The sequence below is a fragment of the Treponema sp. genome, assembly GCF_051883275.1.
Taxonomy (GTDB): Bacteria; Spirochaetota; Spirochaetia; order Treponematales; family Treponemataceae; genus Treponema_D.
The window spans coordinates 1-18,218 of the sequence record NZ_JBJETK010000004.1 but is presented as its reverse complement, the minus strand read 5'-3'; the positions used below and the strand labels follow the sequence as shown (position 1 = coordinate 18,218).

Sequence of the window (18,218 nt, the reverse complement as noted above, 5' to 3'; positions counted from 1 at the left end):
GATATGGACAAATTTCAAGAAAGATTAGAGCAAATTCCAACAGAAAAAATAAAAAGTCGTCTTGATAAGTTTTTATGCTTGGATTTTGAAAGTATGTCTGAAGCTGAAATTTGTGCAGAGTATTGTAAAACTTTATCTTTTTCTCAAGCAGGCAGTTTTTTAATACCAAAGTTACTTTGTTCACAAAAAACAAAATTATATAGGGTCGTAAATTTTTTTAATAAAGATTCTAAAAAAACATTTGAAGAAAAGGATTACTTTTATAGAAACATTCAAAATGTATCATATTTTTGGGAACCTCCTTTGGAAAAATGCTTAACAGGAAGAATAAATATAGAAAATGAACAAGTATTATATACATCTGAAAATTATACCACTTGCATTAAGGAATGTGGCATCAAACGAGATGATTTATTTTTCATAATTGTTTATGAAGTAATTAAAGATTTTGAGTATGTACCTGTTGGGTTAAAACCTAAATATAATGATAGTCAAAGTCATAAAAATAATGATTTGATTTTGGATTTCCAATCTAGAATTCTTAGAAAGAATTTAACTTCTGATAATAAGAATTATCTATATAAATTAACTCAATCAATTGCAAGAACTATGGAACTTTTTCCGATAGTTCCAATAGCATATCCATCATCAAAAGATATTCGGTTTTATAATTTTTGTTTTACAAAGAAGCAGGCTCATGATTATCTTAAGGTATATGGAGTTTGGGTTTGCAAATATAAATCAAATGTAAAAAATTTTTATATTGGTGGATTTTATAAAGGCGATGGTGATGAAAATTCAAAACCAAAGTTTTATGAATGTGGTTCTGAGGAGCAAAGATTATACTTTCCTGAGATTAAACTTAAAACTGAATTCAGAAAATAGTATATAAAACTTTACTGAGATTACAAGGAAATATTGTGAATAAGTTTACAAAAGAAGAATTTAAAGAAATTGAGAATCTGGTTGACTGTGCTTTATCAGTATCATCAAAAGACAATGCCAGGAAATATATTAATAAATTAAGATTTTTGGCAAGTAAGATAGATTTTGGATATAATAGAAACGTCTATTTAGAAATGGTTAATTGTGTGGATAATGCTTCAGGAAGATATCATAATGAACTAGAATCAAATGCAATGCAAATGTTAAATAAGGTTGCAATTTTTTGTGTTGATATTGAATAATAGTTTTTGCTTTTCCAAATTTGACGAAATCTCAAAACTGTGCTATCTTAAAAAGAAAGGAAATGCCCGAACTTGGGTTATCTCCACTTATGCGAATTAGTCGCCAAAAAGCTTCGAAAACTTAGTTTTGGCGGCTATTTTTTTACTCTACTTCTTTTTATGGTAAGTGAGAGCTGCATAAACTGTTCCTATGACAGATGCGATGCAACTGATAATTGCAACAGCAACCAAGACATATTCTAAAGTCATGCCAGCCTCCCAAAGTTCAAATTTCAGCAATAGCTGATTGAGTTTCGGGAGATAACCGCCTGTTCAGGCATTTCCAATGAGTATAGTATAGCAATAAAACAGTATAGTGTATATAGAAAAGTCGTTTTTTCAAAACTCGCGCCAATTTTTTACTATATACAGAAAAAGGTGTTTTTTGAGTAAATTGTACCTGCGGCAAGGATAGTAGGGGCGGCGAAGCCGTTCCGAAGCGCAGCGCAGGAATGAAGCGATAGCGGAACCCCGAATAGCCTGTTTTTTGCGGAATGGAACGAATGTGGAATGTAGCAAAAAGCCGCCCGAAATATTGACCTTACTCATATTCTGCATTATATTTAATTTCAGAAGGTCTCCATTAACCTGCGGTTTGAATCCGTAAAGAGATGAACTTTAAGAAGGGTCGTCTGTTGTTTCAGGCGGCCTTATTTTTTTTCAGGCGGTAATATGTTTTCCTTAAAAGACAAGCTCACTTTCATAAATATAAATCAAGATTACTTAAAATACCTGCATGAATTTTGTTCCGAAGTCTATTACAAATCGATTGGATATGATAATAAGCCGTATCTTGGTATTTTATTAAATTCGGAAAATATTCAATATGTGATTCCTCTTTCATCCGCAAAGGAAAAACACAAGACTTGGAAAAATATAGAAGCAGATCGTTTTTTAATATATGAAAAATATGATAAATCTGCTGTTTCTGGAAAAGCCGTTTGCAAAGAAATGTCTGATGGAACAATTGAACATCTGCTGTCTATCATAGACTTAAAAAAGATGATACCTATAAAAGATGGATTATATACAAAAGTAGATTTAATTCATTCAGAGTCAGATTCAGAAGAAACTCGAAACTATAAAAACCTTATGAATAAAGAATTTGTTTTTTGTTTAAAAATATTGAATTTGATTATTCAAAAAGCCGGTAGATTGTATGAAAAGCAGATGAAAACAGGACGTATTATTCCTTTTTGTTGTGATTTCAAACTCCTTGAAGAAAAATGCAGTGAATACTGTCTTTTTACCAATGGTTAAAAAATGCCAGCCTCCCAAAGTTCAAATTTCGGCGTAAGCCGATTGAGTTTCGGGAGATAACTCCGCAAAGATTCTCTTTGCTACCGAGTTTTTTCAAAACTCGCGCCAATTTTTTACTATATACAGAAAAAGTTGTTTTTTTAAAACTCGCGCCGATAAATATCGTGGTGTATATAACACCTGCTCCAGCAAATCACCGCCACCGACAAAGAAATAAACGCCTTAGTGTACAAACTCTACGATTTGACCGAAGAAGAAATCAAAGTCGTGGAAGGGAGGTAGAAAGGGAAAAACAGATGATTTTTCAATCAAATTGTGATATATTTTAAGTTATGGAGGTAGCCGTATGAGTGATTTTGCTTATGCCTATTTTAATTCTGAACTCGATAAACTTGACATTCCATCTCTTGAAGGAATCTACGAAAAAGTTCAGTTGCTGCTTGCAAAAAAACGTTCTGTTCAAAATGGCTCTAATATAAATCAGGCAGAAGTTGACCGCATTAACGCAGTGTATGACAAAATTCCTCAGGAGGAACAGCTTGCAGCCGCACATTCTTCTATGCGTACCATGTGGGAGGCTGTAAAGAATGACACGTGGTGAAATCTGGTGGGTTGATTTTGGACTTGCCTATGGCAGTATGCCTCAAGGCAGACGACCTGCCGTTATCGTTCAAAATGATAATTTCAATGCAAGCCGCATAATGACAACTGTAGTAGTTCCCCTTACAACAAATACTCTTCTTGCAGAACATAAAGATAATATTTTTCTAAAAAAATCTGATACAGGACTTTCAAAAGATTCTGTTGCACTTACTCCACAGATTGGAATAGTTGATAAATCCTGTCTTGTAGAGAAAGTATCAAAACTATCCCCTGCCATAATGCTGAATATTTCTGCCGCAATTTCTGATTTACTGGCAATATAAAAAATCAAATCACCGCCACCGACAAAGAAATCAAAATTGTGGGAGGAAGGTAGAAAGGAATGTGTATATATTTAAAAAATAACTCGGAATTAACTTATAAAGAAAAAGAACATATTTTCCCAGCAGGACTCGGAGGAATTACAAAACTTTCAAAAGGGCTTGTATCAGATCAGGCTAATTCTTTGTTCTCAAAATTAGAAATAAATTTCATGAATTGTTCTTTAGTTTCTCTTTATCGTGCGTTATTAGGACCAGGTACAAGAAACGGAAAGAAAAAAAAACCAAGAACTCCAACTGTAACTATTGGAAAACAAACAAATGGTGATATTATACTTTCATATACGTTTAGGGGGCAACCTAATATTATCAATCAAATTCATATTTTAAAACAAGATAAAAAAACAAATGTGAAAATTCACGGTGAGTTAAATATGAATAAAAAAGAGTTTATAAATGAATTGGAAAAGTTTAACGGAAAATTTACCTATATAAACAATAATATAATACCCAAGACAGATTTAATTATTGGATATTACAATAATCATTTTTATATTGCAAAAAATAATCTTACCAGACCTAAAAAAAATGAATTAAAATGTGTAATCAATAAATTTATATCTGATTTTAGAAAAAATGATTCTGGATTTATTTCTGAAATAAATAAAATAACACAACATTATACGGGATATGAGAATAATGATACTCACAGAGTTTATGCAAAAATTGCTTTTAATGTATTGGCATTTTTAAAAGGAGAAGAGTTCGTTCAGCAAAATGAATTTGATGATTTCAGAAAATGGATAGTCACTGGAAAATCTGAAGAAAAACACTTAGTGCAATTTGGGGGACAAAATAATCCAATTTGTGAAAAAATGTCTGATTTTTCTCATTATTGTATATTTTATAATGAGGCTAATTATTTAGTCACTGAGATTAGTTTATATAGCAGTGTGAAGTACATTTTAAAAATTGGAAAACTTCCTAAAAAAGATTTAGATTTCATATGTGATGGATTTATTTGTGATTGGAAAAATAAAAAAGAATATAAACTATTAGATTTTCTTGGTATAATTTCAAATAAAAACGAATTGCAAGAAAATAAAAAGATTGTTTAATAACAGGAGTAACAAATGTATATTTTACAAAATAACAATGTAACAAAGATAGAACAGACTTCTTTCAAGGAATTGGGGTTGATTGAAAAAGATGTAGAAGAAATACTTCGAAAGAATATTGAAATGTTGTGTGATGAAGAAGATTCTATGCTTATTATCGGCCAGCAGGTAACAAATGAAGAAGACGGAAGAAGTGATCTTACCGCCATTGATGATGATGGGAATCTGGTTCTTGTAGAAATCAAAAGAGATAAAAAGGATATTGAACACAGAAAAGAAGCATTTGAATTTCAAGCAATCAGATATGCTGCAAGCCTGGCAACTATTCATACAAAAGTTGATCTTGTTCAGGATATTTATTCACCTTATGTTGAAAAACATAAAGAAGAGTATAAAGATTGCAATACGCATACTTCTACAGAAATTGCTTTGAAAGAATTAGAGATGTTTTTAGATGCAAATAATATTGATTCAAACAGACTAAATAAAAAACAGAGAATCATACTTGTAGCTTCTGAATTTGATGCACAGACTTTATCAGCAGTTGCATGGCTTAATACAAATAATGTAGACATCAGTTGTTATCAAATTTGTTTGAATAGGACAGAAGACAAAATTTTTATCGATATGAAGAAACTTCTTCCTGTTGATGATTATAATGATTATTTTGTAAATATTTCTAAGAAAACAAATAATACTTTTAGAAAACAAAGAAATGGTGCAATAACACGACGACAGTTACCTAAAATTGATACAATGCTTGAATGGGGAATCGTAAAGCCGAATGATAAAATCATTGCAAAAAATACTAATGAAGAATGTATTTTATTAGAATCTGGATTGATTCGTACAAAAGACAATGAAGAGATGTCTTTGCAGCAATGGCTAAAAAACATTACAGGCTGGTCTTCCGTTGAAACCTATGTCTTTAGCATTCATGCTGCAACAGGAAAGAGCCTGTCCGAGTTAAGGGCTGAATATATGGAAAACAATGAGGATAAGTAATATTGATTTTCCAAATTTGACGAAAACCCCAAAACTATGTTATCTTAAAAAGAAGGGATGACGGTGTGTATGATTATTTCATACACACGGCAAACGATTGAGTCAAGGCTTTAAGGTAGCCGAAGGCGAACGTGCCTTGACCAAGCGTAAATGCCCGAACTTGGGTTATCTCCACTTTTAGGTTTAATAGCCGCTTAGTGGGTCAAACTAAAGGCGGCTATTTTTTTTACTCTTTATCTTTTTTGTAGAAAAAATAACTCAATATCATTATCAAAAGTTCATGTAAATATGTTATAATAACTAGGGGAGGCGATAAAATGTTTGCAACGACTGGAATAATACAAGGAAATAAGATTTTTACAAATGATTATTCTCTTGAACAGTATGACGGCAGAAAAGTAATAATTACCGTCTTAGATGAAGAAAAACCATTTTTTACAGTTTCAAATGATAAACTAATGGCTGTTTCCGATGCACTTATAAGCCAGAATGTGGAAGCTTATAAGGAACTTGCTAAGTGATTTTCTTTGAATATGAACAAGTAATAAAAATTCATAGTTCTCTTATTACCAGAACAGGAGGAATGGATGGAATTCGGGATAAAAATCTTTTAGATTCTGCTTTAAAATCACCATTCCAGACTTTTGGAAGCAATGAACTTTACCCTGATATTTTAGATAAAGCATCTCAATTATGCTATTCCCTTGTAGAAAACCATCCTTTTGCGGATGGAAACAAAAGAATTGGTGTACATTTGACTTTACTCTTTTTGAAGTTAAATAACGTAAACGTTGAATATTCTCAGACTGAATTAATAGACTTAGGGCTTAGCATCGCTTCTGGAAAAATGAATAAGAATGAAATAAAAAACTGGTTGTTAAATCATAGAAAATAACTTCCATTTCGTACTACATAAATTGTATTGATTACTGATACAATAAAACTTGCAGTAACAAAGATAGAATGGCAGAAAATTGAAAATTTACTGAAATCACTTGGAGCAAATATAAGTGAAGGAAATGGTTCTCGTGTTCGTATCGAGTTAAACGGACAGCGGGCTGTATTTCACAGACCGCATCCGGAAAGAGTTACAGACAAGGGGGCTATAAAATCTATGCGAAGATTCTTGGATAATGCGGGGGTAAAAAATGATGAACTATAAAGGTTATATTGGTGTTGTGGAATATGATGACGAGGCTAGAATATTTTCAGGTGAAGTGATAAATACTAGAACCGTAATAACTTTTCAAGGAACAACCGTTGATGAACTTGAAAATGAATTTCATGCTTCGGTAGATGATTATCTTGAGTGGTGTAAAGAAGACGGAATTGAGCCAGAAAAACCATATTCGGGAAAATTTAATGTTCGAATTTCCCCGTTGTTTCATAGTCAAATTGCCGTTGCAGCAAAAAAACTTGATATGTCGTTAAATAGTTTTGTAGAAAAATCATTGCAGGATGAAATGAAAACAATTCAATTATCTTATTAGAAACAACTCCTGACAAGGTTTTCAAAGCCAATAAAATCATTTTTAAAATCCTGCCTTGTAGAGAAAGTATCGAAACTATCCCCTGCCATAATGCTGAATATTTCTGCCGCAATTTCTGATTTACTGGCAATATGAAAAATAAATCACCGCCAAAGAAATAAACGCCTTAGTGTACAAACTCTACGATTTGACCGCAGAAGAAATCAAAGTCGTGGAAGGAAGGTAGAAGGGAAAAAACAGATGATTTTTCAATCAAATTGTGATATATTTTAAGTTATGGAGGTAAATGTATGAGTGACTCAACTTTTAATACAGTATTAAATGAAGTAGATTCCTTTTCATATAATCAGTGCATTTTACTTTTGACACGTATTACTCAGACTTTACAGAACTGGACTTCTAAAGATGAAAATGAGGAGTTATTCTATTCAAAAAGCAATATTGACCATCTTGAGCGTGGAATAAAAGCCTTGAATGAAGGAAAAGGTGTAGAACACGAACTTATCAAGGTGGAGTAATGAAAAAAATCTGGTTTGACGAAGCATGGAACGATTATCTGTATTGGCAGACGCAAGATAAAAAGACTATCAAACGAATAAATGCATTAATTCAGGACATTGAACGAAGCGGTTTTGATAAAGGCATCGGAAAGCCTGAACCATTAAAAGATAATTTAAGTGGTTCTGGAGCAGGCGCATTGATGAAACAAACAGACTTGTATACAGAATAACAGGCGGTATGTTACAGATTGTTTCTTGCAAAGGTCATTATAACTGAAGGTTATTTAAAGGGAAGAAACTGGAGAACAGACTTTTATAGACTTTCATTAACATAAAGAATTTAGAAAATTTTTAGATGCCTTAGGTGAATTGAAATTCAAATTCTCTAAATGGGAAATTTGACGAAAAGTTAAAACTGTGGTATCTCAAAAATAAAGGATGACGGTGTGTATGATTTTCATACACACGGCAAACGATTGAGTCAAGGCTTTAAGGTAGCCGAAGGCGAACGTGCCTTGACCAAGCGTAAATGCCTGAACTTGGGGTTATCTCCACGATTGACAAATTAGTCGCCAAAAAGTGTCGAAAACTTTGTTTTGGCGGCTATTTTTTTTACTCTACTTCTTTTTATGATAAGTGAGAGCTGCATAAACTGTTCCTGTTAATCAAGGCAGGGAAGGAAAATCGTCTATTGTTTTTTGTGTGTATGATTTTTCGTGTTGCTTGATATTTTCCTAAGGACTTCGGGCAGTTCTTTTTCTGATGCTGCTCCTTGTGAGTGCAGAAACTTTTCAACTATATCTTTTTCCAGTTCATCATAATCCTTAAAAAGTGTTTTTAGTTTCTGTACAAGTTCCCTGTCTGATTTTTCGCCAGTTTTATCAGAAAATTCTTTCTTGAAATTGCTTATTGTTTGCTTTTTTACAAAATCGATTCTAAAAGTCTCAATCTCATTATGAACTCTCTGCCAGTTTTTCTGAATATTATTTAATAAAGGTTTTACTTTATTCCAGTCTATGTCGTACGAATATGAATGTCTGAAAAAATGCCTGAATTTCATATAATCAGCAAGTTCATTTTTTGACTGTTCCGTAATAACAGCATTCCTGTTATTAGTTTTCATTGCCATAACAGATAATAATTCTGAGTGTGATTTTCCATCATTAAATGAAAATTTATCAGTTTCTTTGTTTATAATATCAAATATTTTCTCAATTCCGTTATAATAAGAGTGAAGGTGTGAACCGATGGCAGAAAGAATTATTTCATCCGGTTCTTTATTTTGAACATAACTTTGCAGCAATGGAAATTTCGAGCAGTGCTTTCCTAACTCTGATAATGCCAGGTTTAATCTTTCATTTAATTTGTTCATTAGGAAAGTCTCCTGAGTTCACTGATTTTATGCAGATGTTCATAGAATGTTTTGTTTGTGTCAAAATCGACTAAATCTATTTGTCGTGCAGATAAATGGTCTAATTGGGCATAAATGTGAAAAAAGTTTTCTGAAGGTAAACCTTTGATGCCTATATCAAAATCAGAATTTGAATCTGCTTCACCTCTTGCAAATGAACCAAAAAGGTAAACTTCCTTCGCCCCATTCTTTATAAGAAAATTTGCAATATTTTTTAATTCGTCTTCATAATCCTGCTTGCATAATGGTGATGATTTTGAAAAATAAATAGGATTCAAGGAATATATGCCTCTGCCTTGTCTTATGAAATCTCTGTTTTTTATGGAACGGGCAATCTGACAGTTTCTTATATTGTCAGAGGGCATTAGAACTTTTAATTCTTTTGTTGTGAAAAGTTTTCCAATTCCCTTATTTAAGACAAGTTTAGTAAGTTCTGTCATATTTTACCTCACTGTCGTTTTTCGACTGTATTTTTATTATATGGCAGAAAATCAGGTTATTCAATATTAATCTTCATTATGAAGTTTTGCTAATAAGATATGGAAGGAAAATCGCCTATTGTTTTTGTGTGTATATGATTTTTCCTGTTGCTTGATATTTTTCTAAGGACTTTTCTGACTTGACTTATCTCCACATGACGATAAATAGCCGTCTAGCGTGTCAAACTAAAGGCGGCTATTTTCTCTCTACTTCTTAAAAACAATATTTGACTTATACATATATTTATATGTATAATATATATGTATATGACTTTTGAATGGGATGAAAATAAAAATTCTGAAAACATAAAGAAACATAATGTTTCATTTGAAAAGGCGCAGGATGCTTTTTTTGATGAAAAACGTATGATTTTAGAAGATGTAAAACATTCCAATTCTGAAAAGCGTTATTTCTGTATCGGGAAAACAGATGAAGGAATTTTGACTGTGCGTTTTACAATGCGAGGTCAAAATATCAGAATTTTTGGCGCAGGTTATTGGCGTCAGGGAAAGAAACGATATGAAGAGCATTTATAGCAACCCGGAAAAATCCGTAGAGAACGCATTGGAAGAGGCTGTGGTTATTGAGGATTTTCTTCCTTCTCCAGCAGAACTTATAAGAAAAAATACAAAGGAAAAAATAACGATCTCCATTGACTCGGACTGCATACAGTTTTTTAAGAAAGAAGCCAAAAAGAATAATACCAAGTATCAGACTATGATGAACGAAGTGCTCTCTCAATACGCAAAGCACTATTCCGCAAACTAAACCACACTACCCTACTTTTTACGGCCGGCGAGAATTACACCTGACATCAGGGCGGTAAAAGGTGCGGTTGAGGCAAGGCCGAAGCTTCCGGCGATGGTGTTGATGATTTCGGCGGCGACCTGATTGTTGTTCAGGATGTTGTAGAGCGGAGTTCCCTGCGCCATAAAAGTCATTAAAAGGGAGATGCAGCTTCCAGAGTACGCAAGAAGAAGGGTTGTCGTCATTGTTCCCATTGCGGCACGCGCTACGGCAAGACCGGATTTGACTGCTTCAAGGCGCGAAATTGAAGGACACTTTTTTACGACTTCGTTTACTGCCGAAGTTATGTCGACTGCAAGATCCATAATCGAGCCGCTTGCGCCGACAAGAATTGAACTCATAAAAATGCGCGTTAAATTAAGGTATTCGTAGCCGGAATACAAAACGCTTTCAGAATATGCCATCACCGCGCCGTGAATTTTAAAAGTCCTCGTGCAGATGACAGAAAGAACAGCCGCAAGACCTATTCCCAAAAGCGCACCCGACACGGATGACAAAAGCCGCCTGTCAAAACCGTACACAAGCGAAAGGATAATCACGGTAAGAAGAACCGTAACGGCACAGCCGCACAAAAGCGGATCGTAGCCTTTCAAGTACATCGGAACAAGAATTTTCCAGAGCGTCAGGACAGTGATGACAAACGAAAGCACCGAGCGGACGCCTGTCGCACCGGCAAACGCAATCAGAAAAACGGCGAATGCAAGGGCAAGGACAAGTTCGCCTTTGAGCCTGTAGTAGTCAATCAGATTGACAGAAAGAAATTCGATTTCCCCTGCACTTCCGGCAATTTCGGTTGTTTCACCGCCTTCGCCATCTTCGCCCGGTTCAGCTTCCTGCCAGTGAACGATGACCTGAGCTTTATCGCCCGGCACAAAAAGCTTGTCCTGCGAAAGAGAGCCTGTAAGCATATTCCACCCTTCCGCAGTCATTCCCTTGAATTTTCCGTTCAGAAAACGTACTGAGCAGACCTGCTGCCCGGTACGTATAAGACCGGTGTCTATAATACGGCTGTTGTCCACCGCCTCTACAAGCGCCCTGCACTTTACGGCATCACGGAACTGAAGCGCACCTTCAAATCCAGTTGGCAGGAGGAAAAGGAATGCCGCAAATACAACCGACACTATGACGGTAACACTCGTATTATTAAACTTCGGTCTGTTCATTTTTTTGCCTTTTTAATTTTGTCCTGCTTTTTAGTCCTGCTTTACGCTTGTGAGCGCGGCAAGTTTTCTGTAAATGTCAGTGTTGTCGTAGTAGCCTGCAAACTCATCCTGACCTGCGCCGAGTGCAAATACCGGAACAGGAAGTCCTGTGTGAGAGAACGAAGTAAACGCAATTCCGCTCTTGTTGTTCAGAACGTGAGTTATGGTAACAGTGAGCGGCTCGTAAGTTCCGTACAGTTCGTATTCCTGCTGACCGCTTGTTTTTGTGCCTGACATAGTTTTGTCGTATGCACTGCGAATTCTTCCGTATTCATATTCAGTAAGGACAAGTCCGCCGTTTTTGTCTTTTCCTGTGCTTCCCGGAACTTTAAGGCCGAACAGTTCAGTAACGTCTTTCATTACAGCGTCAAATGAAGTTTTGTTCTTTTTGTATGAAGCAACGTAGTCGCTGTCGAACTTTGCATAGGAAATCTTCTGGCTTTTGAGCGTGTTGAAGAAAAGGTCGTAGTCAGTTCCTGCAAAACCGATTGTAAGACCGCCTGTTTCGTGGTCGGCAGTTACAAGGATTAAAGTTTCTTTCGGGTGCTTGTTGTAGAAATCAACTGCCTCTTTTACGGCTTCTGAAAGCGCAAGAGTATCTGCGATTGTTGAGCGGGCGTCGTTTGCGTGGCATGCCCAGTCGATTTTTCCGCCTTCAACCATCATAAAAAATCCGTTCTTGTTGTCCAGAACTTCAATTCCTTTTCTAACATAGTCGCGAAGGCTCCACTCACCGTCAGCGCGGTCGTTTTCGTAGTTCATTGCATTTGCATCAGCAAGAGTTTCTGAAACTACGATTGCCTTGTCGCCGTTTTTGAGGGAAGATGCTTCTTTCTGGGTAAAGCAGACTTTGTAGCCGGCTTTCTGGGCAAGGCTGTAGATTGATTCCTTGTCGCCTTTTTTGTCCTCAGGTTCCATAAGAGCGCCGCCTGCAAAATAGTCAAAGTTACTTGCAACAAGTTCAAGACCAATAGGATAGTTGCTCTTGCGGCTTGCCTGATGTGCATAAGTTGCCGCCGGAGTTGCGTGGTTCAGGTTGACTGTAGAAAGAACGCCGATTTTCCACTTTTTCTGGTCACGGAGCTGTTCTGCAATCGTGCGGTATTTTATCTTTTTTGAAATGTCAACGTTGATTGATGACGAATGTGTTTTCTTTCCTGTAAAAATTGAAGTTGCCGTAGAAGCGGAATCAGGTGCAAATGAAGTTGCATCATAAGTCTGTGCGCTTCCTGCAACCGGGAATTTCATAAAGCTTAAAAGTCCGCCTTTCGGGGAATCTGACGGATTTGAAGAATTCTTTACGTCGTTTACGATTCCTGCTGCATCTTTTCCGATAAAGTATGCTGAACTCTGAATCTGCGGATAACTCATTCCGTCACCGATAAACACGAACACGTATTTTGGCATTCCCTTGCCTGTAGGTGTTCCCGCAATTTCCTGTGCGAACGCGCCCGCTGTCATAAGCGATGCAAGCGCAATTCCCGCCGCTTTTTTACAGATACTTTTTACCGTTCTGTTCATATAGCCTCCATTAAAAAGTCAATGAGGAAATATCAATTTCCGATTTGACTTTTTACGCACATTCGCAATGGAATGAGAATGTGCAGTAGATAAGGAAGTTTGCAACGCAAACTTGTGAATAAAAACTTTGACGCTATTTCAGGCAAAGTTTTTATTACACCTCCTTAAAAACAAATTGATTGAATGTAAATTTTGCTTTGTTTATGGAAGCATACTAGATGAATTATGTTAGATTTCTTCGATAGAAATGTTAAAAAAAAGTAAGAAAACGTAAAAAAATGGCAGACGACATTACATCTGCCGTAAACAACCTGTACAAGGAAGAAGAATTATTTTTTCAACGCCGCGCAAACTGCATCCAGTCTGGAAAAATCAATAAAATCGACTTTTGCGCCGTATGTTTCAATCATTGCCTTTACTTCAGCAGTGCGCTTTTCCTCCGGGATTTTCAGTGCGTTTTTATAAAGCAGCTTCATCATCAGGCGGTGAAGGAAATTCAGACGGGAATAATCTATTCCGCCGCGAAGATGAAAAATCTCCGCCTTTTCGTGCCATTCCGCCGGAAGCAAGGCAAGAACTCCTTTTCGGATATTCGCCGTATTAGTGCTGTCATCCGGGTCAGAAAGCCCCACCGTACAGACAATCAGTTTTTTCAATCGTACATTCTGTAATTTTGCAACAGTTTCCTTAAGCCCTTTTAATCCGCCTGCATACAGACCGCCGATAAACACAATCGTTTCACAGTCCGCCGGAATGACCGCCGTCTTAAAAGACTCTGCGCGTATACCCGTGCGGACAGAAAGTTCTGCCGCATATTTTTCTGAACTGCCGTAGCAAGACCCATATACTATAATAGACTCCATACAATAACTCCTGTAAAAATACTCGCATAAGAATAGTATCATCCACCGGGCAATTATTCCATAGAAACAGAAGTAAAATCTGCTACCCTCTTCCACCGGTTAAAAGCGCAAAGAACTTAGGGCAGATTTTCTTCAGCAAAATGCCGAGCGCCGTACCGATTGCAACGGTAAGAACCGTAACGCCGAAATATTCAGCAAGACAGAAAAACGGATTTTTCATCGGAAGGAATTTCAGCCAGATTTTTCTCAGTATTTTATTTAAAACAGGCATATGAATTGCATACAACCAAAATAAAAAAACAGAAAAATATTTTGCCGCATTAAACAATTTTCCGTTATTCACAATGACAGAAGAAAATTTCAGAAACAAAAGGCAGGTTACAAAAATCAAGGCTTTTGATAAAAAAGATAATTCTTTGGTTATTCACAATGTTGAACTTTCTAAGTAAGATTAATTTAACACGATAACTATTTGATATTCATAAAAGAGGTATATAAATGGCTGTATTAAAAATCTTGCTCATAATCATCAGAATTCCGTGTACGGTATGGTATGTATTGACCGGCTGTTTTTTTTCTCTCCTACCAATAGCTGGTTATTATTCTTCAAAACATTTGCCTTCAACTACCATCTATTCATTTTTAGCATTGGAATTTGCAAGTTTTACAAAATTTTATAATATACGTGAAATGGATTTGGATAGCATGACAAAAAAACTTTTTAAAATTGCCGGCATGGCGGGCGTGACCGCCGGAATACTGGAATGTCTGTATAGTATATTTGCAAAATGAGTCACAGAATAAAAAATTGACCGACCATCACATTCACATCGGGCAGTTCAACGAAGTCTACTACGACGCACTTGAACTGTTCGAACTTATCGAATTGACCCAAGAGCAGACTAAAATCACGGAAATCCGCTATTCTTCAACTTCAAGCTGCCGTGATGATGCGGAACTTTCCCTTGTTGAAGAAGAAATTGCCTATGCGCAAGGCTACGAATCAAAAAATCTTACAGCAAAGCCTTACCTCTGGTTCATTCCAAAATACTCGGAACAGGGAATAAAAGTGGAAAGCGCAGCCTCATCATTCGACTACTGCGGAATCAAACTTCACCCGGCAGGACAAAACTGGGATGAAGAAAATCCAGGACATCTCCAGACACTCCACGAAATCTTCCGCTGGGCTGACGATAATTCAAAATCAATTCTAATTCACTGCGGCACACAACACTGCGACCTGCCGACAAGATTTGAAAATTTTTTTGCAGAATATACAAACGCTCATGTGATTCTTGCTCATTCAAATCCTGTCAAAGAAACGGCGGAAATGGTAAACAAATACAAAAATGTATTTTGCGATACAGCCTGCATATCAAAAAAGAATTTCAAAAAACTCAGCCACCTTGTCAATGACAAATCCAAAATTCTCTTTGGCTCGGATTTTCCGATAACGCATTATTTTTCAACGCATCTTTTCGGGAAAAAACTTTCGCTAAAAGAGGAATATCTGAAAAACATCAAAATAACCGCAGCCAAAGAAATAAATTTTCAAGTCTTTACTTGATTCCCTGCAAAACCGATTACACTACAAATCGCTTGAAATATTTAAATTTGTAGTGTAATATAAACTTACACTACAAATACCACTTATTTACAGCAACTGTAGTGTAAGGATAATATGAAATCTGATTTAATACGTTCAGTTTTTCTTGATGAACTGGAAAGACATAAAAGAATGATTTTAAGATATGAAAAAGAAACTGAGAGTTTGCCAAAAGGTTCTGTTTTTAAAAGAAAAATCGGCAACCAGGAATATCTGTACCTCAACTACAGGGACGGGAAAAAAGTATATTCCAAGTTCCTAGGAAAACCCGGCAATTTTGATTTACAGGATTTACAGGAAAAATTAAACAGGCGAAAAGAACTTTCTGCACTGTTAAAAAAAATGAATAAAGAACTTAAAGAACTGGAGAAAGAAGTAAAATGACAAAAGAACAGGAAATTACTTTCTGGCAGACAATTAAAACATTTAAAGAAATCGGTCTTTTACAGCATGTTATGATTATTGGTAGCTGGGCAGAATATTTATATCCATTTCTTTTTGAAACAGATTTCATTCCAAACCTGAAAACACGCGATATAGATTTTTTCTACAGAAACATAAATCTCCCGAAAGAAAAAATTCCTGTGATAGAAAAACTCAAAGAAATAGGCTATGTTTATGACGAAAATGACGGAATCTCCCGGTTTTATAAGGAAGATTTTCTTGAGCTTGAATTCCTTACAAGGATTTTAGGAGCAGGAACAGAAGGTCATATAAAAATAAAGTCTCTTGGCATTATTTCAGAAGGACTAAGGGTTTTGAACATCCTTGCATCTTTTCCACGTGAAGTTGAAGTAACATCTCCAGAAGGACTACAGTTTTGCATAACAGTTCCAGAACCTGCTGTATATGCAGTTCAAAAGATTTTGACAAATCCAAATCGAAATCCACCGGAAAAGAAGACAAAAGATATAGCCGCAGTAAAAGAAATTTTATATCACATTGAAAAATCACAAGAGCATTTATCAAAATTACAAGAAGTTTATAACAGCCTTTCAAAAAACAGTTTACAACTTTAAAACAAGTCTGTCTTGAAAACGGCATTACTGTTTTTTCAAACTTTGAAAAACAAAGAGTCCTTTAATTTATAAACCATACACCAGTACATTGCGGATTTACCGCTTCCATCGCAAAAAGTTCAAGTAAATAAAAACAGCACGACTGCCTCGCCTCTGCCTATGCGATCAATTTTTTCAAACAGCGGAAAATTAAATTTTCCCCAACAAAGACCAGCGGTATAAAAGAAAAGCGACTGTGTCTGAACGGCAAAAACATTTACAGGAGCAACAAACAGAATGTCCACCAGCGCAAAAAATTCTCTCGCAAACTTTTTATAAAAAACTGAATGACCTGTGAAATCACTGTAAAAACCACATACAACAAGAACCGCAAGCAAAAACTTTAGCGATGTAATACGCACGGAAATTTTTGAATCAATAACAATCTTTTTATCTGTATTTTCTCCCCAATGGCGAGAAAAAGAGGAAGACAGACATCGGAAAGATTTGTTTTTTTGCTTACTGAATATGCAGCAAAACCTCAATTTGATTTGACCAAGTTATCGGATTTGAACCGCTTGTCAGGCGATTATTTTACAAATTGAAAAACAATACTTCCAATACTGCAAATTAAAGAAATGACAGAAATTGAAACAGCAAATATACAGAATTTTTTCGGAATTATCCCCTCATACACTCTGCTTATAGATTACTTAGGATATATTTTGTGGTTATAATCGTAAGCAACGATATAAAAAATATTATTGTCAAAATAGCCTATAATTCGTGATTCTTGCTCACCTATTATTTTAAATTGTGTTAAAACTATATCTGAATCTATTTTTAACATTTTATTTATATTTTTTTTATTTTCTATATCATGAAAATGATATTGTTTTCTAGTTTTTATATCATACCAAGTCAATTGAGATAGAACTGAAATATGATTAAAAAAATTGTATAAAGAGTGATTTGTGTAATCCATTTCTTTAGTAAACAAATCATTTGAAATATATGATTTAAAAGAAAAAACAGGATGAGTTTTTTCATATCCTGTTTTTTCTTTTGTAATAAAACTATTTTTAGAATTTATTTTTTTAATCTTGTTCTTCATTGCTTTCTAACATATTTTTATAAAATAAATACATCTCTTTTGTGTCTATTACCGTATTTTGACCTTTTGCGTAAGCGTTAACCCAAGGGGCTTCGCTGTGTGTCATTGCAACTAATTCAGTTGCAGAATAACTAAAAAAACGAATTGCAAATTCTTTTAAAAATTCATCTCTATTTTTATCAATATTCTCTTTCTGTTTTTTTAAATACTTTGATACATAAATAGGGTAGCTATTAAAACTTCTAAACTTATTATATACAGATACAACAACAGGCCCGTATTTCCAAGCCTGAATATCATCTATAAATAATTTTTCACCTTTATTGTTTACCATAAACCAAGCTTGTGCATAATAGAGGAGTTTTTGAAGTTTTAAATTTGTGATTAAATCACCATTTTCTTGTGCTATATGTAATAAACATAAAGCAATAGTTAATGCCGAAACCATAAAAAACCTCCTTGTTGTCAGTAATATACAATGTACTGTAATTATATTAATTTTTCAATATTTATACACAAATATTTTATTGTATTATAAATTCTTATATTTACAAATCTCTTTACGCCGCAAATATTCCCTGCTTTAACAATACATCAAATGAACTTGTTCCGTTGTTCTGTCGAAAGCAGAATTCATTTACATATTCCTGCAAGTAGTCTACAGAAACGTGATGATAAATTCCGAGAATTCCAC

Annotated in this window: 28 protein-coding genes and 1 pseudogene; 19 read left to right on the top strand and 10 right to left on the bottom strand. The window is 35.0% G+C overall.

Annotation, left to right across the window (positions count from 1 at the left end; all coding sequences use genetic code 11):
- Positions 1-3 precede the first annotated feature (3 nt).
- From ACI4L0_RS00340 to ACI4L0_RS00280, 13 genes and pseudogenes are all read left to right on the top strand, one after another.
- Positions 4-885 carry a hypothetical protein gene (locus ACI4L0_RS00340; RefSeq protein WP_439798179.1) on the top strand — a complete coding sequence of 294 codons (882 nt, stop codon included), beginning with the start codon at positions 4-6 and terminating at the stop codon, positions 883-885.
- Positions 886-920: 35 nt separating this feature from the next.
- On the top strand, positions 921-1,187 hold the full coding sequence (locus ACI4L0_RS00335; RefSeq protein WP_439798178.1) for a hypothetical protein: 267 nt from the start codon (positions 921-923) through the stop codon (positions 1,185-1,187).
- A gap of 711 nt (positions 1,188-1,898) precedes the next feature.
- Positions 1,899-2,486, top strand: a complete 588-nt coding sequence (locus ACI4L0_RS00330) for a type III toxin-antitoxin system ToxN/AbiQ family toxin (RefSeq protein WP_439798177.1) — start codon at positions 1,899-1,901, stop codon at positions 2,484-2,486.
- A 346-nt stretch (positions 2,487-2,832) separates the two neighbouring features.
- Positions 2,833-3,087, top strand: coding sequence for a hypothetical protein (locus ACI4L0_RS00325; RefSeq protein WP_439798176.1), 255 nt, complete (start codon positions 2,833-2,835; stop codon positions 3,085-3,087).
- Positions 3,074-3,412: a type II toxin-antitoxin system PemK/MazF family toxin gene (locus ACI4L0_RS00320; protein WP_439798175.1), complete on the top strand. Its 339-nt coding sequence runs from the start codon at positions 3,074-3,076 to the stop codon at positions 3,410-3,412. The genes ACI4L0_RS00325 and ACI4L0_RS00320 overlap by 14 nt, the downstream gene beginning before the upstream one ends.
- 59 nt (positions 3,413-3,471) lie before the next feature.
- Positions 3,472-4,527, top strand: coding sequence for a hypothetical protein (locus ACI4L0_RS00315; RefSeq protein ID WP_439798174.1), 1,056 nt, complete (start codon positions 3,472-3,474; stop codon positions 4,525-4,527).
- A gap of 15 nt (positions 4,528-4,542) precedes the next feature.
- Positions 4,543-5,532: a hypothetical protein gene (locus tag ACI4L0_RS00310; protein WP_439798173.1), complete on the top strand. Its 990-nt coding sequence runs from the start codon at positions 4,543-4,545 to the stop codon at positions 5,530-5,532.
- A gap of 317 nt (positions 5,533-5,849) precedes the next feature.
- Positions 5,850-6,053: a hypothetical protein gene (locus tag ACI4L0_RS00305; protein WP_439798172.1), complete on the top strand. Its 204-nt coding sequence runs from the start codon at positions 5,850-5,852 to the stop codon at positions 6,051-6,053.
- Complete coding sequence (locus ACI4L0_RS00300; RefSeq protein WP_439798171.1) at positions 6,050-6,427, top strand: type II toxin-antitoxin system death-on-curing family toxin; 378 nt, start codon at positions 6,050-6,052, stop codon at positions 6,425-6,427. Before ACI4L0_RS00305 ends, ACI4L0_RS00300 begins: the two co-directional genes overlap by 4 nt.
- A gap of 27 nt (positions 6,428-6,454) precedes the next feature.
- Positions 6,455-6,694: a type II toxin-antitoxin system HicA family toxin gene (locus ACI4L0_RS00295; RefSeq protein WP_439798170.1), complete on the top strand. Its 240-nt coding sequence runs from the start codon at positions 6,455-6,457 to the stop codon at positions 6,692-6,694.
- Positions 6,681-7,022, top strand: a complete 342-nt coding sequence (locus ACI4L0_RS00290; protein WP_439798169.1) for a type II toxin-antitoxin system HicB family antitoxin — start codon at positions 6,681-6,683, stop codon at positions 7,020-7,022. The genes ACI4L0_RS00295 and ACI4L0_RS00290 overlap by 14 nt, the downstream gene beginning before the upstream one ends.
- Before the next feature lie 290 nt (positions 7,023-7,312).
- Positions 7,313-7,540 (top strand): hypothetical protein, encoded by a 228-nt coding sequence (locus tag ACI4L0_RS00285; RefSeq protein WP_439798168.1) that lies wholly within the window; start codon positions 7,313-7,315, stop codon positions 7,538-7,540.
- A pseudogene (locus ACI4L0_RS00280) lies at positions 7,540-7,799 on the top strand (Txe/YoeB family addiction module toxin). The gene ACI4L0_RS00285 and the pseudogene ACI4L0_RS00280 overlap by 1 nt, the downstream one beginning before the upstream one ends.
- Positions 7,800-8,210: 411 nt before the next feature.
- On the opposite strand, the gene ACI4L0_RS00275 reads toward ACI4L0_RS00280, so the two are convergent.
- Both ACI4L0_RS00275 and ACI4L0_RS00270 read right to left on the bottom strand, forming a co-directional pair.
- Positions 8,211-8,894: a hypothetical protein gene (locus ACI4L0_RS00275; RefSeq protein WP_439798167.1), complete on the bottom strand. Its 684-nt coding sequence runs from the start codon at positions 8,892-8,894 to the stop codon at positions 8,211-8,213.
- Positions 8,894-9,373, bottom strand: coding sequence for a nucleotidyltransferase domain-containing protein (locus ACI4L0_RS00270; protein ID WP_439798166.1), 480 nt, complete (start codon positions 9,371-9,373; stop codon positions 8,894-8,896). Before ACI4L0_RS00270 ends, ACI4L0_RS00275 begins: the two co-directional genes overlap by 1 nt.
- Positions 9,374-9,679: 306 nt before the next feature.
- Between ACI4L0_RS00270 and ACI4L0_RS00265 the strand changes: the two genes are divergently transcribed.
- A complete protein-coding gene (locus ACI4L0_RS00265; protein ID WP_439798165.1) occupies positions 9,680-9,949 on the top strand; it encodes a BrnT family toxin in 270 nt (89 codons plus the stop codon).
- Positions 9,933-10,181: a BrnA antitoxin family protein gene (locus ACI4L0_RS00260; RefSeq protein WP_439798164.1), complete on the top strand. Its 249-nt coding sequence runs from the start codon at positions 9,933-9,935 to the stop codon at positions 10,179-10,181. The genes ACI4L0_RS00265 and ACI4L0_RS00260 overlap by 17 nt, the downstream gene beginning before the upstream one ends.
- Positions 10,182-10,192: 11 nt before the next feature.
- On the opposite strand, the gene ACI4L0_RS00255 is transcribed toward ACI4L0_RS00260, so the two are convergent.
- From ACI4L0_RS00255 to ACI4L0_RS00240, 4 genes are all read right to left on the bottom strand, one after another.
- On the bottom strand, positions 10,193-11,383 hold the full coding sequence (locus ACI4L0_RS00255; RefSeq protein ID WP_439798163.1) for a YibE/F family protein: 1,191 nt from the start codon (positions 11,381-11,383) through the stop codon (positions 10,193-10,195).
- A 30-nt stretch (positions 11,384-11,413) separates the two neighbouring features.
- Positions 11,414-12,943 carry an alkaline phosphatase gene (locus ACI4L0_RS00250; protein ID WP_439798162.1) on the bottom strand — a complete coding sequence of 510 codons (1,530 nt, stop codon included), beginning with the start codon at positions 12,941-12,943 and terminating at the stop codon, positions 11,414-11,416.
- A 329-nt stretch (positions 12,944-13,272) separates the two neighbouring features.
- Positions 13,273-13,806 carry a flavodoxin domain-containing protein gene (locus ACI4L0_RS00245; RefSeq protein ID WP_439798161.1) on the bottom strand — a complete coding sequence of 178 codons (534 nt, stop codon included), beginning with the start codon at positions 13,804-13,806 and terminating at the stop codon, positions 13,273-13,275.
- Positions 13,807-13,888: 82 nt separating this feature from the next.
- Positions 13,889-14,077 (bottom strand): hypothetical protein, encoded by a 189-nt coding sequence (locus ACI4L0_RS00240; RefSeq protein WP_439798160.1) that lies wholly within the window; start codon positions 14,075-14,077, stop codon positions 13,889-13,891.
- A 227-nt stretch (positions 14,078-14,304) separates the two neighbouring features.
- On the opposite strand from ACI4L0_RS00240, the gene ACI4L0_RS00235 reads away from it, so the two are divergent.
- From ACI4L0_RS00235 to ACI4L0_RS00220, 4 genes are all read left to right on the top strand, one after another.
- On the top strand, positions 14,305-14,598 hold the full coding sequence (locus ACI4L0_RS00235) for a hypothetical protein (RefSeq protein WP_439798159.1): 294 nt from the start codon (positions 14,305-14,307) through the stop codon (positions 14,596-14,598).
- A 16-nt stretch (positions 14,599-14,614) separates the two neighbouring features.
- A complete protein-coding gene (locus tag ACI4L0_RS00230; protein ID WP_439798158.1) occupies positions 14,615-15,373 on the top strand; it encodes an amidohydrolase family protein in 759 nt (252 codons plus the stop codon).
- Between the two features lie 114 nt (positions 15,374-15,487).
- Positions 15,488-15,796 carry a hypothetical protein gene (locus ACI4L0_RS00225; RefSeq protein ID WP_439798157.1) on the top strand — a complete coding sequence of 103 codons (309 nt, stop codon included), beginning with the start codon at positions 15,488-15,490 and terminating at the stop codon, positions 15,794-15,796.
- A complete protein-coding gene (locus tag ACI4L0_RS00220) occupies positions 15,793-16,431 on the top strand; it encodes a GSU2403 family nucleotidyltransferase fold protein (RefSeq protein WP_439798156.1) in 639 nt (212 codons plus the stop codon). Before ACI4L0_RS00225 ends, ACI4L0_RS00220 begins: the two co-directional genes overlap by 4 nt.
- Positions 16,432-16,550: 119 nt before the next feature.
- Here ACI4L0_RS00220 and ACI4L0_RS00215 read toward each other — a convergent pair whose 3' ends face one another.
- The 4 genes from ACI4L0_RS00215 to ACI4L0_RS00200 all read right to left on the bottom strand — a co-directional run bounded on the left by ACI4L0_RS00215 (position 16,551) and on the right by ACI4L0_RS00200 (position 18,204).
- Positions 16,551-16,832: a hypothetical protein gene (locus tag ACI4L0_RS00215; RefSeq protein ID WP_439798155.1), complete on the bottom strand. Its 282-nt coding sequence runs from the start codon at positions 16,830-16,832 to the stop codon at positions 16,551-16,553.
- A gap of 287 nt (positions 16,833-17,119) precedes the next feature.
- Positions 17,120-17,524 carry a hypothetical protein gene (locus ACI4L0_RS00210; protein WP_439798154.1) on the bottom strand — a complete coding sequence of 135 codons (405 nt, stop codon included), beginning with the start codon at positions 17,522-17,524 and terminating at the stop codon, positions 17,120-17,122.
- The gene (locus tag ACI4L0_RS00205; RefSeq protein WP_439798153.1) at positions 17,508-17,972 is read right to left on the bottom strand and encodes a Panacea domain-containing protein; all 465 of its coding nucleotides are present in this window, start codon (positions 17,970-17,972) and stop codon (positions 17,508-17,510) included. The genes ACI4L0_RS00210 and ACI4L0_RS00205 overlap by 17 nt, the downstream gene beginning before the upstream one ends.
- Before the next feature lie 112 nt (positions 17,973-18,084).
- The gene (locus ACI4L0_RS00200) at positions 18,085-18,204 is read right to left on the bottom strand and encodes a hypothetical protein (RefSeq protein WP_439798248.1); all 120 of its coding nucleotides are present in this window, start codon (positions 18,202-18,204) and stop codon (positions 18,085-18,087) included.
- Positions 18,205-18,218 lie beyond the last annotated feature (14 nt).